At 46.1% G+C, this 16,111-nt stretch carries 20 protein-coding genes and 2 pseudogenes; 7 read left to right on the forward strand and 15 right to left on the reverse strand.

Features of this window, described 5'->3' with window-relative positions:
* Positions 1-288: 288 nt before the first annotated feature.
* From KJS63_RS12885 to KJS63_RS12905, 5 genes are all read right to left on the reverse strand, one after another.
* A complete protein-coding gene (locus KJS63_RS12885; protein ID WP_213619493.1) occupies positions 289-1,281 on the reverse strand; it encodes a helix-turn-helix transcriptional regulator in 993 nt (330 codons plus the stop codon).
* Between the two features lie 225 nt (positions 1,282-1,506).
* The gene (locus KJS63_RS12890) at positions 1,507-1,896 is read right to left on the reverse strand and encodes a carboxymuconolactone decarboxylase family protein (RefSeq protein ID WP_213619494.1); all 390 of its coding nucleotides are present in this window, start codon (positions 1,894-1,896) and stop codon (positions 1,507-1,509) included.
* Entirely contained in the window at positions 1,893-2,102 is a 210-nt protein-coding gene (locus KJS63_RS12895; protein WP_010499741.1) for a YgaP family membrane protein, read from the reverse strand. Before KJS63_RS12895 ends, KJS63_RS12890 begins: the two co-directional genes overlap by 4 nt.
* 73 nt (positions 2,103-2,175) lie before the next feature.
* Positions 2,176-2,850 carry a Crp/Fnr family transcriptional regulator gene (locus tag KJS63_RS12900; protein WP_213619495.1) on the reverse strand — a complete coding sequence of 225 codons (675 nt, stop codon included), beginning with the start codon at positions 2,848-2,850 and terminating at the stop codon, positions 2,176-2,178.
* Between the two features lie 379 nt (positions 2,851-3,229).
* On the reverse strand, positions 3,230-3,664 hold the full coding sequence (locus KJS63_RS12905) for an Lrp/AsnC family transcriptional regulator (RefSeq protein WP_082927162.1): 435 nt from the start codon (positions 3,662-3,664) through the stop codon (positions 3,230-3,232).
* A 169-nt stretch (positions 3,665-3,833) separates the two neighbouring features.
* Between KJS63_RS12905 and KJS63_RS12910 the strand changes: the two genes are divergently transcribed.
* A complete protein-coding gene (locus KJS63_RS12910) occupies positions 3,834-4,298 on the forward strand; it encodes a VOC family protein (protein WP_068621525.1) in 465 nt (154 codons plus the stop codon).
* A gap of 99 nt (positions 4,299-4,397) precedes the next feature.
* Here the strand turns inward: KJS63_RS12910 and KJS63_RS12915 are convergent, their stop codons facing one another.
* A complete protein-coding gene (locus tag KJS63_RS12915; protein WP_213619496.1) occupies positions 4,398-5,342 on the reverse strand; it encodes an MBL fold metallo-hydrolase in 945 nt (314 codons plus the stop codon).
* A gap of 186 nt (positions 5,343-5,528) precedes the next feature.
* Between KJS63_RS12915 and KJS63_RS12920 the strand changes: the two genes are divergently transcribed.
* Both KJS63_RS12920 and KJS63_RS12925 read left to right on the forward strand, forming a co-directional pair.
* Positions 5,529-5,942: a MerR family transcriptional regulator gene (locus KJS63_RS12920; protein WP_213619497.1), complete on the forward strand. Its 414-nt coding sequence runs from the start codon at positions 5,529-5,531 to the stop codon at positions 5,940-5,942.
* A 285-nt stretch (positions 5,943-6,227) separates the two neighbouring features.
* On the forward strand, positions 6,228-6,896 hold the full coding sequence (locus KJS63_RS12925) for a hypothetical protein (RefSeq protein WP_213619498.1): 669 nt from the start codon (positions 6,228-6,230) through the stop codon (positions 6,894-6,896).
* Between the two features lie 337 nt (positions 6,897-7,233).
* Here KJS63_RS12925 and KJS63_RS12930 read toward each other — a convergent pair whose 3' ends face one another.
* Together KJS63_RS12930 and KJS63_RS12935 are read right to left on the reverse strand one after the other, a co-directional pair.
* Positions 7,234-7,482, reverse strand: coding sequence for a hypothetical protein (locus tag KJS63_RS12930; RefSeq protein ID WP_213619499.1), 249 nt, complete (start codon positions 7,480-7,482; stop codon positions 7,234-7,236).
* A gap of 42 nt (positions 7,483-7,524) precedes the next feature.
* Positions 7,525-8,451 carry an alpha/beta hydrolase gene (locus tag KJS63_RS12935; RefSeq protein ID WP_213619500.1) on the reverse strand — a complete coding sequence of 309 codons (927 nt, stop codon included), beginning with the start codon at positions 8,449-8,451 and terminating at the stop codon, positions 7,525-7,527.
* Positions 8,452-8,621: 170 nt separating this feature from the next.
* Between KJS63_RS12935 and KJS63_RS12940 the strand changes: the two genes are divergently transcribed.
* Positions 8,622-8,930, forward strand: a complete 309-nt coding sequence (locus tag KJS63_RS12940; protein WP_213619501.1) for a winged helix-turn-helix transcriptional regulator — start codon at positions 8,622-8,624, stop codon at positions 8,928-8,930.
* A gap of 164 nt (positions 8,931-9,094) precedes the next feature.
* Here the strand turns inward: KJS63_RS12940 and KJS63_RS26645 are convergent.
* Positions 9,095-9,262, reverse strand: a pseudogene (locus tag KJS63_RS26645) (IS4 family transposase); the annotation flags it as partial.
* Between the two features lie 203 nt (positions 9,263-9,465).
* On the reverse strand, positions 9,466-10,059 hold the full coding sequence (locus KJS63_RS12945) for a TetR/AcrR family transcriptional regulator (RefSeq protein ID WP_213619502.1): 594 nt from the start codon (positions 10,057-10,059) through the stop codon (positions 9,466-9,468).
* 147 nt (positions 10,060-10,206) lie between these two features.
* On the opposite strand from KJS63_RS12945, the gene KJS63_RS12950 reads away from it, so the two are divergent.
* The 3 genes and pseudogenes from KJS63_RS12950 (at position 10,207) to KJS63_RS12960 (ending at position 12,113) form a co-directional block, all read left to right on the forward strand.
* On the forward strand, positions 10,207-11,337 hold the full coding sequence (locus KJS63_RS12950; RefSeq protein ID WP_213619503.1) for an amidohydrolase family protein: 1,131 nt from the start codon (positions 10,207-10,209) through the stop codon (positions 11,335-11,337).
* A gap of 87 nt (positions 11,338-11,424) precedes the next feature.
* A complete protein-coding gene (locus KJS63_RS12955; RefSeq protein ID WP_213619608.1) occupies positions 11,425-11,592 on the forward strand; it encodes a MerR family transcriptional regulator in 168 nt (55 codons plus the stop codon).
* Positions 11,543-12,113: pseudogene (locus tag KJS63_RS12960) on the forward strand (SDR family NAD(P)-dependent oxidoreductase). Before KJS63_RS12955 ends, KJS63_RS12960 begins: the two are co-directional and overlap by 50 nt.
* Before the next feature lie 144 nt (positions 12,114-12,257).
* Here the strand turns inward: KJS63_RS12960 and KJS63_RS12965 are convergent.
* The 5 genes from KJS63_RS12965 to KJS63_RS12985 form a co-directional block, all read right to left on the reverse strand.
* Positions 12,258-13,136: an SDR family oxidoreductase gene (locus tag KJS63_RS12965; RefSeq protein ID WP_213619504.1), complete on the reverse strand. Its 879-nt coding sequence runs from the start codon at positions 13,134-13,136 to the stop codon at positions 12,258-12,260.
* Between the two features lie 35 nt (positions 13,137-13,171).
* Positions 13,172-14,155 (reverse strand): aldo/keto reductase, encoded by a 984-nt coding sequence (locus tag KJS63_RS12970; protein WP_244862594.1) that lies wholly within the window; start codon positions 14,153-14,155, stop codon positions 13,172-13,174.
* An 85-nt stretch (positions 14,156-14,240) separates the two neighbouring features.
* Positions 14,241-14,696, reverse strand: coding sequence for a MarR family winged helix-turn-helix transcriptional regulator (locus KJS63_RS12975; RefSeq protein WP_374706281.1), 456 nt, complete (start codon positions 14,694-14,696; stop codon positions 14,241-14,243).
* A 129-nt stretch (positions 14,697-14,825) separates the two neighbouring features.
* Positions 14,826-15,305 carry a 23S rRNA (pseudouridine(1915)-N(3))-methyltransferase RlmH gene (rlmH, locus tag KJS63_RS12980; protein ID WP_213619506.1) on the reverse strand — a complete coding sequence of 160 codons (480 nt, stop codon included), beginning with the start codon at positions 15,303-15,305 and terminating at the stop codon, positions 14,826-14,828.
* A gap of 192 nt (positions 15,306-15,497) precedes the next feature.
* Complete coding sequence (locus KJS63_RS12985) at positions 15,498-15,920, reverse strand: hypothetical protein (RefSeq protein WP_213619507.1); 423 nt, start codon at positions 15,918-15,920, stop codon at positions 15,498-15,500.
* Between the last annotated feature and the right edge of the window lie 191 nt (positions 15,921-16,111).

The raw sequence follows: 16,111 nt of genomic DNA on the forward strand, positions 1-16,111 counted from the left end.
TCCACCAACACCAGTCGCCGTTTCAGCGCAGATCGCAGCTGCTTGTGTATATTAGGGAAGCCCCTTTCACTTGATATGGTTCGGCATTAGGCTATATTCCCGTCCAAGCTCAATTCAATCTTAGCGCTCTTCTTAAATTGTTTTTGCCCTTCCTGTTACGGTAATCGCTTGACTAAATGCTTCTGATCTGAATAAACCTTCCGGGGTTATATGCTTCATTGTAATAGTTGACATAGGTTTGGTTTCCTCCTTCGTGATTTGTGTTCTATATCTTAATAATAAAAAACTTCACTGACAGTTATCGTCAGTGAAGTTTAATCGGTTCCGTAATGTTGTGCGATAGCCGATGACCATCTCCTGAACCCGACGCTTCAGCGCCAGCGGCTCGTGAATGTGAATGGCTGTTCCAAACGTCAACAGATACTTCGGAAGGTGCTTGTTCATCGTCGGGACATCGAGCAGAAACCGCGCCTCCCGATCGGTTCGTTCCGTCAAATAGTGACGCATATGCCAGTGGTTGCAAACCGCATTCAGCGTATCGGGCTCTCCCTCGATGCGGATGACTGTCAGCGGCCCCTTCGCCTCCCGTTCCCGTTCGGATTGGTCTCGGAAATAGACCGACGTGGAGAAGCTCTCCGGCTTTTCGAACCGTGCTTCGGTCGGCTCCAGCCGAGCGATGCGGTCTACGCGGAACGTCCGCAAAGCCTGCGACCGATGACAGAACCCGACAGCGTACCCTTCGTTTCGGTCGTAAGCGAGTCCGTACGGATCAACTTCACGTTCATCGGCCTGTTCCGCATTCGCTTTGCGATAAACTATACGCACCGTCCGCCCGTCATTAACCGCCTGCTCTAGATCCCTGAGCAACGGAACAACGGAAGGTGGACGCGCCGGAGAAATCACATCCAAGCCTCCCGTCTGGCGGGACAGATCATCGCGCTGCTCATTGTGCAGCCCGTTCTCCACCTTCGTAAGCGCGCTTTCCAGCTCCTCCGTATACGGATAGCCAGCGCCTTGCGCAAACTTATACGCGTCCACAAGCGCCTTCAGCTCTACAGAGTTGAAGAATAGTGGCGTTTCCTGGAAACTTCCTAGAATGCGAATGCCGCCGTCATGGCCTGATTCCGCGACGACCGGCACGCCGCTAGCACATAATGCGTCGACATACCGGTACACGGTGCGGACACTAATCTCCAAATTGTCTGCGATCTGCGCAGCAGTGAGCTTCCTTCCGGATCGCATCATCCAAATCATGGATAGCATGTTGTCCCATTTTGCCACCGGGAACACCCTCTTTACTTATGAAATGAGACTGATTTTAGTGGTTGCACAATAAAGTATTGGGGAAAGGAACCTAAGTAATGAATTCAAATCACTCTAATTTGTCTAACTACAATGGTTCTCGTGCATTCCCAAACATATTTTTCGCCGTCACTTATGATACGGTTCGCCGTAACGCAGTTACCGGCAAAAAAAGAGGACATCCTTGTGGGGATGCCCTGTTCCTTAGCAGAAGCACTTCGGTGTGTGCTTCGGCTGCACCTCTGTTGACGTTTGCTGCTCCTGAGACATGCCTTCTTCATAGGCAACCAAGGAATGGGTCGCATGACTCAGCACGGCACCCGCACGTGTGCAAGTTGCGACAAGAACCGCTTCGAATATCTCCTCACGTGTTCCGCCAAGGGACTGAAACTTTTTGACGTGCGTGTCAATGCAGTAAGGGCAGCCCGTTATATGAGCGACGGCCACCGCAATAAGTTCTTTCGTCCGTAAGGGTATTGCCTTAAGCTCCTCATACACTTGATGCTCGAAGTTTAAGTACGATTGGGTGGCTTCCGGCGCAAGACGAATAAGGTCAGGAATCTTTTTCAAGTTATTGCTATCATAGTAGTTCATTTGTGCTGCGCCCCCTTGCTGCCGCGGTAAGTGCTGATGCCCAGCCACCTGTAGATAATGCAAGTCCCTAAAGCAGCTGTCAGTAAGGGGAACACGCCCAGCAAACCGACATACCGCCAGTTGGAATCAACTTGAAAGAAAACAACAAGCATACCGATACCGAGCAAGACCCGCAAGGATCGATCTAAACCACCAAGATTTCTCATCTCATATCACCTCAATAGAAGTTTGGATTTGAACCCATCTTAGCAGCATCCTGCAGCGTGTTCCGTGACTAAGTCACAAGACCCCGTCCTGAAGAACTTGGGACAGCCCGTCCCGGTCCAAGACTTCTATGTATCCTCTACCCTGGGAAATTAGACGGTTATCCGTTAACACTTTCAGAGCGCGGCTGACGACTTCCCTGGCGGTACCGAGTTCAATCGCAACTTGTTCGTGCGTAATGCGGAGTGTCGCGTGATTCTCGTCGGTGCATCTTAGCAGGAACTGAGCAATTCGATGCGTTATCGGCCGGAATGCAACATTGTCGAGCAGGGTCATGACGGACGTAATTCGCTCAACCATTTGGCCAAAAATAAATTGCTTCAGCGGTTGGCAGATTTCAATCCACTTCTTGAAAAGTGGGATCGGTACGAGTAAAAGCACCGTTTCCGCCTCGATCTCCACAGATGCTTCATATGGGGTATCCCCTAAAATACTGGCCATCATGAGAACACAGTTTTGGCCATCCTGCACGCGATAAAGGGTAATTTCTCTGCCCTGTTCATTAACCTTAAAGATGCGAACCGTGCCGCACAGAACAAAAGCTGCATGCTGAAACATATGACCCTCGCGGATGGAGGGGGACGTACTTGGCGAGACGGTTCTAATCTCGCACTGCATCCAATACGAGTCAGGAATAGAGGCCAAGCAGGGGAACATTATAGATGCTTTATTTTTAATGGTAGGATGCATAACAGATACCTCCGTATTTTCAAGGTGACTAACAGTAGGTGAGTGCTACCCTCGTTCAGAACTCTCACCCTAAAGATTATGCCGATGCTGGGCGTACACTGTCAGAAGGGTCGTTCAGTTCTGGCTTACGCTTCAATTATTCCACCCTGTTAAGAAGACCCAATCGAAATGCCCGATAATTCATTTCCGGAACTTCTGTAAACTCTCTCAACTTGATAAGCTAAAATCAATCCCCCTTTATTGATCAAAAGTATAAATACGGTGCAATACCGTTTTAAGCCCTCCTACCAGGAATTTTGCGTCACTTGTGATACGGTTCAGCGCGCTAACTATTACGGCAAGTTTGATAAGCTATCATTCCAGAATAAATTTGGCAGATTTAGAGCAAAACTCTGTGTTCCAATATATTTTTCAAACTGATATGAGACTTGGAGGGACCCAGCTTTAAAAGGGAATCTTGAAATTCGGCAAGTTCCTCAATCGATGCCGTTTGTACCTTGATAAGATAATTGTATTCTCCGCTTATTCGATATAAATCCGTTACTTCCCTAGCCATTTCACAAAAATCAACGATCATCTGGCAATGTTCTGTTTTGACTAGTATAAACGTAGTCATGCCCCGATTCAGATTCCTTAAATTTAATTCTGTGGAATACCCGGAAATTATCTTCTTGTCTTCAAGCTTCAAAATCCTCTCTTTAACTGAAGGTTGGGACATACTGACTTCTTTACTGATTTGAGAGATAGATATTCGTGCATTGTGTTGAAGCAGTTGCAAGATCTTTTTATCCATATCATCGATTAGATGATCCATACCCATCAGTCCCTTGAATTGAATTTTAAAAATTAAGCCATATCCATTAAAATAGCTTATATTTAATAACCATCCTATCATTATATCCTCATATAACACATGTAATTCAACAAGTTAGTAGCTGTATACTATAAACAACATTCAAAATATACACAAGGAGAAATCAAGAATGAGCATAAACGGCCTTTCACATGTGGCGATCCAAGCCAAAAACTATAAAGCTACTATTACATTTTATATTGAAGTTCTAGGATTCAAGGTTGGTCATCATTGGTCTCTGCCATCCTTTCAAATCAAAGAAGCCTCCATGCTAGTTTCACCTGACCAAAGAACCTGTATTGAGATCTTTGATAACGACGCTGTCATCCCTGCTCAAGGGAAGAAAGCATCGTCTGAAGAAGATATAACTTACGGAGCGTTATTACATTTAGCCTTCTACGTGAATAATGTGGATGAAATGTATCAAAAAGCCCTTGCTCATGGAGCAAAGGCTTTTATAGAACCGGATTACCTTTCACTTGGCGAACCCCCGCTTGTAGTCAAGAATGCTGTCATTCACAGTCCCAACGGAGAAGTTATCGAATTTATTGAAGAGGTTGATTTTGATATGTCTACCAAGACCCCTGCAAATTAAGCTTTATAACGAAAACTTGCCGTTACTTGTGGTGTGATACGGTTCACCGTTTTATTTATAGAGCGAAATGGACATAAGGATATATCCTGACTTGTTGTCTTATCTGTTATTTTGAACAAGCATACTGTTAAAGAGCCAGCGAAAGTTCCATCTGAAATACTGGGGCAGATGCCAATCCTCATAGCCTTTTAATACTCCTTGTTCCAACCAGTAAGACTCCGATTTTCCGCTTGCCACAGCTTTAGAAACATAAGCGATCATTTCCTCCAAAAAGCGTATGACATCTGTGATACGATCCGAGTTAGACACATCCCCATGTCCCGGAACGATAGTATTGACCTTACGATCTTTTTGGATGCGTTTAAGAATGCGAATCCAAGCGTATGGATTACCATATGGCATAACTGGAATTGTCTTCGTCGATATTAAATCACCGGCGATCAAAGTTTGCTCTTCCGGAACGTATACTACAGCATCACTTAAAGAATGACCGCCTCCGTAAGATAAAACTTCTATTGTTCGCTTTGATCCTTGAATAACGAGCTTATCTTCAAAAGTTATCGTAGGTATCACCCTGCAAAGGGAAGGAATGGCATTATACAGGGCTCGCTGTACGGAAAGATCATAGTCGATTTCGATTAGCATGTGGGGATCTCCTTGCTGTGAACGTACATGATTTAGGCTAATTATTAACTTTTGAATGTTTTGTTGCATGAGATCAATATTCACTTTTCCCATATCAGCCAGCAAATCTCTTGTCCAAACGGTAGATATAAATTCGCTATTCATAAATTCCTGGTTTCCGTTGACATGATCTCCATGAAAATGTGTATTGACTACATATTTAACCGGTTTGTTTGTTAATTGTTCAGCAGTATGACGTAACAAAGCACCGGATTGCGGAAGGTTGGTTGTATCCACTACAACTGTTTTATCTCCCAGATCAATAATGGCCGCATTCCCCAGAGAACCACTGCCTGGAACCGAAATAGCACCCCAGATCCCTTCCGACGCTTGTTGAATTGTGAAATATTCATTGTCCATTTTAGTACCCCTTTAGTGTTTCCTGTATTTCCGTTAGTAACTTTAACTTACAAGTTAGAGCTAACTAGAAGTCAAGGGGTTTAATAAGGAGTAATTAGGGATGCTTGTAAAAATTGACTTTGAGTTAACTGCAAGCAGTATAATAGTTTTCAATACTAGAATATAAAAAGGAGGGGCAGAAATCGGATGCTTACGATCAGTCAAGTGTCGGAAAAAACGGGATTAACTCCTTATACCATACGTTATTATGAGAAAATTGGGGTGCTTCATGAACCCCAGCGTAAAAATGGAGGGGCACGTGTCTACAAGGAAAGCGAGGTTCTATACATTCAATGTCTAAATAAACTAAAAAAATTGGGCTTATCGCTTGAGCAAATTACAGAATTTACTCATGAGGGCTGTGTGGTGGATAAAATTCAACAAGGAGAGGATCTTTCCAATTATACACCTACCTTAGAAAGACGGATTGAAATCCTTGAGATGCACCTGATGGAATTGGAATCTAGACGGCAAGAAATTGATGATACTATTTCTCTCACCGAAGAGAAACTTGCCCTATACCGAGAACTTACGAAAGATGTCACAGTAGATACTAGATAATAACGTCTTGATCCGACGTGAACACTGTAGGGGCCTATTGTAGAAAATCAGACAACGAATCATTTGTGGTGAAAATAAAACCAATGCCGTACACATGGAGCATTTCAAATGATTTGTCTCCAGTTTTTTGGAATACAGTAATTTAAATACATATGACCTTAAGATTATACCTTACCTTATGTGTATTTTTATCAAAATCTTGTAAGGCTTGGAGACAAATGAACATGGTCGTGTAGTTATACCTTTTTAGATTAAACTAAATAAGAAATATGGAGATGAAGCGATATGACAGACTATCCAACTGGCAAGGATATTTTTCGGGAATGTTGTTCCAAGATTGCCGCGGCCTGCGCGCCATGCGGTTTCAAATACTATAAATCCAGAAGAAAGATGATTAAACCAATCGGTTCCTTTACAGCTGAGATACGTTTTTTAAGTCACTCTTCCAATATAGCCGGCATTTATTTGGAGTTTAATACCAATTGCCGAATCATAAATACGCACAGCGGAAAAGTATACTGGGAGATCAGCTTGAGCAGCTTCCGGGACAAAGGCAAGGTATGGAATTTGGCCAAAGAAGCCACCCGAGAGCGGGAACTGGCAGAAATAATCACGTTGATTCAAAATAGGGTCGTTCCATTGATGGACAAGTATGAGACTAATCTTGAGGAGATCCTTGAGGAGGTCATCCAGACTGGATGGTTTTTGCCGCAGGCGAATCCAATTTTGGAATTCTATGTGCTTGACGTTCTAGACCTAGTGGTTGATTTCGGCTCACCTGAACAAATACGTGAATGCGCGCATCGATACATCCGCCACTTACCGGAGGAAATGCAGAAAACCTTCAAGAACGATTATAATGCATATCAACGGGATGGACAGGCTGCAAGCACAATAGCATTTCGTAATTTAATCCCTTTTATGACCGAGCGCAACATTTCACTACCACTATAAAATGAAAGGATACCGGCTAGCGCAATCCACGGCTCATGCCGATCCTGAATGCAATCACTTCTCACTTGCTGAAGAATCTGAAGCGACTGGATCATTCGCCAAATTCAGCAGGCTTTGAAACAATTGTTTTTTGACAATAGTCATTCGTAACGCATAATGCCTCAAACAGACGTTTATTAAAGATCTCGAGGCAAGGAAACAGCAGTTTTCGCCCTACTTATGATACGGTTCACCGTAACATTGATAAAGCGAAATTATTCAGGGCATCCAAAAATGGTTGCCCCTATGAGAGTCCTTACCGAGAAGGTACGATTTCGTTACGGTGACAGACGCTAAGTTAGCAGAGTCTGTTCGCTTCATCAACCATCGTTCCAGTAAGTGTCCAAACTGCTAATATTGCGGTGATTAGATAAAGCGCTCCGAGGAGATAGAACACATAGTTCCAACCTAAGTTCTCGCTAACTATGCACATAGTGATATATAGGCTGGATATAACCACTAAACCGCACCAGAAAAGTATTGCCGCTATAAGGGAATACCTTCTTTCTGATCCTCCATGATTCAATTCCACAACTGCTTCTTTCATTAGTAAGAACCTTCTTTACCAGCTCGGATTCCTCATCTCCTACTAAGCATGTAGAACCTTCCGCAGTGCGCTTATCGCATGCTCCTCAGCATTTCTTCCTTGTTCATATGCGCCTGTTTGGAGGATGAAGCCATGGACCATGCCAGCATAGCGCTTCGCTTCTACTGGAACCCCGGCTGCTTTCAATTTCTCAGCGTAAGCTTCCCCATCATCACGCAAAGGATCAAATTCGGCAGTGAGAACGAGTGCTGGCGGCAGACCACTAAGACTGGGAGACAATAACGGTGAAGCGTATGGGTTCAGTCCATCCTGTTCTTTCGCCAAGTAGTGGTTCCAAAACCATCGCATGGTGTTCGTTGTTAGACCGTATCCTTCTGCATTTTCTCTATATGAATCCGTATCGAACGAGTAATGGGTAACCGGATTGACCAACAGCTGAAACTTGACGGATGGGAAGCCTCTGTCCCGAGCCATTAATGACACAACCGCGGCAAGGTTTCCACCTGCGCTATCTCCACCAACCGCAATCCGATTCGGATCCGCACCAAGAGCAGCGGCATGTTCTGCAACCCACACCACTGCTGCGTGGGAATCCTCAGTTGCAGCGGGGAATTTATGCTCCGGTGCCAAACGGTAATCTACAGAGACCACAATACTGTTCACACCATTAGCCAGCCTTCGGCACAACACGTCAGCTGCATCAAGATTCCCAACCACCCAACCTCCACCATGATAATAAACGATAACCGGCAAAGGTGCTTCCCTTCGAGGAGTATAAATCCGAACCGGAATGCAGTCGCTAGGACCCGGGATTTTTTGATTTTCAATCCTCCAAACTTCTTCCGGCTGTGCAGCCATCCCGTTTAAATTGATTTTTCTCGCATCCTCCACGGATAAAGTATGCAGAGGCGGAACACCCAACTGCTTCATTTTTTCTAATACCATTTGAACCTGAGAATCGAGCGGCATAAGAATCTCCTCCCTATTGTGTCATGATTAATCTGGCTTTAATGAATTACAGGTGACAGTAACTACACCTTTCTTGATGTAGTATACTTACTAAGTATGGAACACATAAGTACGCACTTTTTCGTGACATAGTACCCAATTCGAAACTGTAAGGATAGGATGTGTTGTACATGAGTGGATGTCCTGTGGAGGCAACACTGTCCGTGATCGGGGGCAAGTGGAAGATTGTTATTCTTTGGCGTCTGGCACGAGGTACCATGCGGTTTAACGAACTCCTACGTGCAATTTCACCCATTACCCGCAAGATGTTAACGGAACAACTACGAGAGTTGGAAAGTGATAACTTGATCGTAAGAACGGTCTATCCCGTAGTTCCACCGAAAGTCGAGTACTCACTCAGTGACTACGGCAAGACCTTTATCCCTGTTATGCAATCGATGGCACAGTGGGGGTCAGCTCATCTTGAACGTAATGGTTGATTAATTAGTGGAGCTTTGGTAATGCCATTCAGTAACAGCTGATGTTGTGTCCGTACTTTAAATTCGATCAGCCCCCATCTAGCGACGGGAGCTTACGACTGGGGAGATACGGTGTCTTTACCTGAAAAAGCCTCGCCCTTCTTGCTTTCTAGCAACCGAAACTAGTTCTTCTGATGGAACAGCAGCCTGAACACAAGGCGAAACAAGCAAACACAGGTAAAACCGAATTTATTTTCGAATCCTGGGCCACTCAAGTGTTTCAGTACATTTAGTTCATGAAATGCAGACTTTACTTCGTTTGGCGGTTGATCGAATGATGGTTGTTGGGCTATCGTGTTGGGAGGCACCTCTTCGGTCTGGTAGTGATTGCTCGTCACTCTCACTTTACCAAACGAAGCGGTGTCTTTCTTTGTTGTCAAGATAACGATTATCGATGGCTTAGTTCCATGTTTAGGCTGGTTTAAGCTACGAAAGTTGAATTTAGAAGAATGAAATACGGATTGAGCACTGTTATTTCTATCATTCGTCCCCGAAATTACGCTTCCAGCAGTCGATACACGGTGTCCACATCCGGAAAATACTCGCGGATCGGCTCGCCGAAGAGATGTAGGCTTGCGGCTAGTCCCTGCAAAGTGGAGAGGTACAATACGCAGAGCCGGTTCGGGTCTCCGCTGCGAATCTTTTTCTCCTGCTGACCCGCTACAATCAGTTGACACAATCCCTGCTGTAAGTAGTTGCCCATTTCCGCTAAAGCTTCCTTCGTTTGTCCAGGTAACGCTTGCGCTTGCGAGATCAACCGATGTCGCTGCGAACAAGCCTGAATGTCGTCCAACATGAGCCGGGTCAGATCGTGCAACCGCTCGGCGGCCGATTTATCCGTATCGGCCAGTATATCGTGCATCGGCCGGATCAGCGAATGAACAGCCTTTTCCACCAGAACGGCAAAAATCTCCTCTTTACTCGAAAAATAGCGGTACAGAAGCCCTTGGCTCATTCCCGCCGCTTCCGCAAGCTCACCGATCTTGATCGCAGCAATGCCCTTTTCGGCAAAAATTGCCGCGGCGACCCGCAAAATCCGTTCTCGGCGTTCATCGCGGATCTGTTGATTCACCTCTTGCTTTCTAGGCATAAAAAAAGCTCTCCTTCCGGTAAATAATATTCATTCGTAAAAGAATATCAGCCTGCATATGCTCTGTCAACCGACTCGTTCACTCCTCGAAGCCTGGCATTTTCGACTAAACAGTTCTCTTGACAAAAAAAGTAAAGGGATATATTATTGAATAAATTTTATTCATTGAATGGAGTGATGACGATGTCCATTACGGCTATTACTAATGTCCGTGTTTTTGACGGAAGCGAGCTGTCCTCTCCTACCACTGTAACGATACAAGACGGTCTGATTGTATGGCCCAAACTCGAAACTGGGTCTATCGAACAAACCGTGGATGGCGGCGGTCATACCCTGATTCCCGGATTGATCGATGCACATATCCATCTGTCCGAAGATACCGGAGTATTAAAAAACGCCGCCCACTGGGGAATCACAACCTTGCTTGATATGGCCACCACCGATCCTCGTCTGGTCGACAGCCAGCGCAACCTGGCCGGTCTGCCTGATATACGCAGCCCCTATCATCCGGCTTCGGCGGCGGGCGGCCCTTCTGTTTTGCGGATGGGCTTTCCAGAAACGTCGATCGTCGCCCGTCCCGAGGATGCCGAAGCGTTTGTTGAGCGGCAGGTCTCATTCGGTGCGGACTATATTAAGCTTATTCTTGAAGATCCAGCGCTCAACCCCGATACCGCGCTGACGCCAGCTGCGGCCGCCGCGATCATCCGCGCCGCGCATCGGCGCGATCTGCGAACATTCGCCCATGCGCCGAATGTGGGGTCTTTCGAGATCGGCATCGAAGCCGGCGTGGATGTGCTGACTCATGTCCCGCTGGACGGTCCGCTTCCGGAAGCGCTGGCGCAAACGATGGCGGAACGCGGCATTGTCTCCGTCCCGACCGTGCTGATGATGAAAGGTATTGTGGACAAGTTCAAAGGGATGAATCCTAACTTGTCCTATTTCCCCGTCGACGAAACACTTCGTACTTTGATCCGATCAGGCGTTCCCATCGCCGCCGGCACGGATGCCAACGACAATCCACTTGCTCCGCACCAGTTGGCACACGGCCTGTCGCTGCACAGAGAATTGGAAGAATACGTTGCGGCGGGCATGACGCCGACTCAGGCGCTTCAAAGCGCAACGAGAACGTCTGCGGCTCTGCTTGGCTTCGAAGACCGCGGCGTTATCGAGCCCGGTCGCCGAGCCGATCTGGTTCTGATTAATGGCGATCCGACTAAGGATATTCGAGCAACCCAGAATATTGAAGCCGTGTGGATCGAAGGCGTACGGGTCAGGTAAGCGGAGAAGCACCCATAATAACCCGGAAGTGTGGAGTGACCATTTTCGTTAGGAGATTCGGCATTAAAGGATTTTCACCGCCAGTATATGGAGTGGATCGTAGAAGGAGAAGCCACTATTGAACGTCGGCTTGACATGATGAAGAAACATAAGCAAAGAGTGCTGGATGAAATTGCATTGCTGACCGAAACCCTACCGAAAATTGATGCTAAAATTGATCGCTATATCAAACATTTGGAGGAGGTACAACCGTGAAGCTCTAGGAAATACAATTCTAATTACCGGGGGAGGCTCCGGCATCGGGCTCGCTTTTGCGGAAAGATTTATCAAAGCCGGAAATCGAGTCATAGTTTGCGGTCGACGCGAAAATGTACTGCAACAGGAAAAAGGGAAAATTCCCCATCTCATCACTCATGTGTGCGATTTGGATCTGGAATCCGATTGGCTTTTACACCGTTTGCAATTGCTCCCATGTATTCGGCAACCAAAGCTGCACTCCATTCATTCACCATAAGCCTAAGGCACCAACTTTCCGAGACAGCTGTCGAAGTGATTGAAGTTGCCCTCCTGCGGTAAATACAAGCTTAGGAGGGACAGGGCTGCATACGCATGGAGAACCCCTAGATGCCTTCGCGGATGGGATTTTCAACGATTTAGCTGAGGGTAAAATAGAAATCGGGTATGGTACTTCCGTGGCCCGCTTACGTATGTCCCGAGACGAAATCGACGAATACGCGAAAAAACTGTATCAAGCAACGAAGAACCAAATTGAATAACCACACCAATGAAAAATAAAGCTTGCCGCAGTGACGGCGAGCTTTGTTCTTGCTGAAAAAATGTCTGAAAACTTGCCATTACTTGTGATACGGTTAACCGTAACGGGGTATCGCCGAAAAACCCTCTTAGCATTTTTCATGCAATCAACCTTGCTGATGAATAATCGACTCTTTCAGGACCTCTCTAAAACTTTTCGGAGACCGGCCGATCAAATGAGCCAGAGCAAGATCGACTTGAGCGAAATCACCCTGACGGCTAGCTAGAAACATCCCCATCCGCATATTTATACTCGCTTCCGGCACACCCTGAGACATCATGCGCTCCCTAAACTCTTCGTCTGACACAATAGTTCGACGGATATTCCGCCCCAAGACTTCGGATGCAATTGTCGCAATTCCCTCCATGTCAATGGCTTCGGGTCCCGTTAGATTGGGGGTCATACCATACCATTTCTGCTCACTTATGATCGTCGCTGCAGCTTCGGCTAAGTCGGAGTGAGCAGTCCAGGCAACTGGACCGTCCACTGGAGCGATCAATTCCCCTGTCCTTATTGCTCCATCGATCATCATTAGTGCCATTGAGGCGTAATAGCCATTACGGAGCGACGTGAAGGCAACTCCTGAATTCTCCAGTAGTTTTTCGGTGGCCGCATGGTGAATCATGGGGGCGAAGTGTGATGTTGGGGAGGAACCCATATGACTTGTGTATAGCACCCGACTAGCCCCTGCCTTCTTTGCCGTGTCAATCGCGGTTTGATGCTGCTGAATACCATGCGGGATTTCAGCTTCGCCCATAATGCCGGACGAAACGATGAGAACCTGCGACGCCCCCTCAAAGGCATGGTGCAGATTCCCGGCATCGTCAAAGTCGCCCCGACGGACACGAACTCCACATTCCCGAAGCTCTTGTGCCTGATTCGGTTCACGGACGCTGACACCGATCTGCTCGGCAGGAACACGCTTAAGTAACTGCTCTACCACGGCCCGCCCCAATTTCCCGTTAGCTCCGGTAACGATAATCATAACTTACAACATCCTTTCATTATGTGTGATCATGTTTATACGCGAACAGTCTTACCGTTTCTAAATTGCATATTGGGAAAAGAAGCGCCGGCGATCTCCTGCTCTGGGATCGCATCTTCAATTTCCATGACATCATCTTCAGTCAGATGAATATCAAGTGACTGCAAAGCTTCTTGAAGATGAGCCGGCGATACGGTACCAATAAGCGGTATGATGTCTTCTCCTTTGGATAACATCCATGCAAGCGCCAATTGGGATAACGTCATTTGTTTTTTTACGGCGATCTCACCCAGCTTTTGAGCCATAACAACGTTTTTTTCAATATTCTCTTCAAAAAACAACGGAACGTAGCCGCCTTTGCTCCTTTGGATTCGCTCGTTTGTCCAATGGCCGGCAAGAAGACCATGAGCCAACACCCCAAACGCAATAACGCCGATACCCAGTTCCCTAGAAGTCGGCAAAATATACTTCTCGATGCTTCGGTTAAAAAGCGAGTATTCGACTTCCAGCCAACTGATCGGATGCGTGGCATGTGCCCTTCTCAACGTCTCTGCATCGACCTGGCTGACTCCGATCTGCCTGACATAGCCGGCCTTAACCAGTTCAGAAATGGCGCCGATCGTTTCTTCAACAGGGATACCCAGATCGATTCTTGCGGGCTGATAAAGATCAATATAGTCAAGATTGAGGCGTTTGAGTGAATAGGCGAGGTAGTTCTTAACATGATGGGGGGAGACATCCAGTCCGTACATGGAGCCGCTCGGCGTATTCAATGCCCCGAACTTCAGCGATATAAAATAGTCATCCCTTTTGTACCCCTTTAGTGCTTCGGCGATAACCATCTCGCTTTGGCCTGCACCGTAAAAATCCCCTGTGTTGAGATGATTGATTCCACTCTCAAAAGCGGCATGGATGGCGGCAATGCCAGCACTTTTGACAGCTTCATTGACATTTGACAAATGAGCGCAGCCGAGTCCGATTCTGGATAGCTCCAATCTGTTTTGTTGATCATTCATCATGACCACCTCCTTCAACTTTATTAAAGTTAAATCATGTAGTTGTCTACACATTTGTTTAAAAAAATAAATATTGATGGCAGATTTATCACTTTGGGAGCCGTTTTTCAACGTTTTCAAAAGCTCGGGTCAGCAGAGAAACAAACATGGCTTTTTCGGCATCAGACATCCCTTGCGTGATCAACTCTTCAGATTTCGAGAAGGCATCACTCCTCTCACTAAGAAACTTTTTGGCTTTGTCTGTTATATCGATACGGAGGTTTCGCCCGTCGGCAGGATTGCTGCTGCGCGTGATATATCCGGAGTTCTCCAGACCGTTCAACAAGTTTGTCACAGACGGACCACTTAGGGCCATCGTTTTTTCAAGAAACTTTCGGTTGATCTCTATATGGTCCTCTATGGATTGATAAATATGTGACAGGAGAATCGCTTGTGAGCTGTTCAAGCCATGATCCTTCAGAAGCTGGTCGATGATTTCCCGGACCCGTTGTGCGATAAGTTTAATGTATAGACTATAGGGGTACATTTCGAAAACACTTGGCATATATTTCTCCCTCACATTATGTAGATGCCTACACTATAAATTGGTTGTTTTATTTTGTCAATTCCATAAAACCAATGATATATTCTTTGTTGGACGATTAATCCCAACATAGTCTAGAATTTATTTGCGTCACTTGTGATACGGTTCACCGCGATTTATCTTCACCGCCCGATAAATCTGCTCCACCAGCACCAGCCGCATGAGCTGATGCGGCAGTGTCATGCGCCCGAAGCTGAGCTTCTGCTGGGCGCGCCGCAGCACATCTTCGGAGAGCCCGTGGCTCCCTCCGATGATGAACACGACATGGCTCGTCCCGTAGGTGCCGAGCCTGTCGAGTTCAGCGGCCAGCTCTTCCGAACTCCAGAGCTGGCCGCCGATGACGAGGGCGACGACATGTGCGTCGCCCTTGATGTGCGCGAGGATGCGCTCGCCCTCGCGCTCCTTGACCTGCCGCACCTCCGCCTCACTCATCGTCTCCGGCGCCTTCTCATCAGGTACCTCGATGACCTGAAATTTCACATACGGTGTAAGCCGCTTAGCGTATTCGGCTATACCCTGTACCAGATATTTCTCCTTCAGCTTACCAACCCCAATAATTTGAATAAACATAAAGCCTCCTATATAAATAAAGACTGGCAAGCCAGTCTGTAAATTCTGAATTCAGCCTATTATAGCATGAGAAACCCACACATACCCCCGAAGCTCAAATGAAAAAACAGCCCTCTCAAAGGACTGATTCACCACTGCGATTATTGAGCTATCGTGTCCCGTTAGCTCAATAGTTCTATGGGATTGGAGACATTACTTTCCACTTACATTTGTGACTACAAACCCCAAATCATAACTATAACGGAATGTAATTTGGTATCTGTCTGTTTTCTTTTCAATCTTATTATTTCTAACCTTATGAACACTTGCTAAAATATCTAATTCAGAAAAGCCCCCCTTAACTTCCCTGATATCTGTTACTTGAAACGGATCAAAGTAATAAACATTTTCTTTCCCTGGCTTTAAATATCGCTTTTCTTGGAGTGCCCTTAATGTCCTTCTTTGTAGTTCAGTTGTTAAAATACGTTCCAGTTGTTCTTCCCTTGTTTGAGGAAATCCCCATAACGCCACCCATTCTATCGAATCCTCTTCCTTAATGATTTCATCCTGAGGTTTAGCTAAGCTTGTTGACGACATGAATAGGACGGTGGCAATGGAAAGGATCAGAGTGGACATCAGTTTTATTCTCATATGATCACCCAGTCCCTATGCTCCCACATCTGGATGGATTTATGTACCGAAAGAGCACATAACCTACACCACATAAATCAAAAACCTAACGATGAAACCCTAATAAATTTTCTCATTGTGAAGGTTGGTTATGGAGTAACAAAGGGGCAGAGAAACCCGCTGTTTGAGGCATTAAC

Origin of the sequence: Paenibacillus sp. J22TS3 (genome assembly GCF_018403205.1) — a bacterium.
GTDB lineage: Bacteria > Bacillota > Bacilli > Paenibacillales > Paenibacillaceae > Fontibacillus > Fontibacillus tuaregi.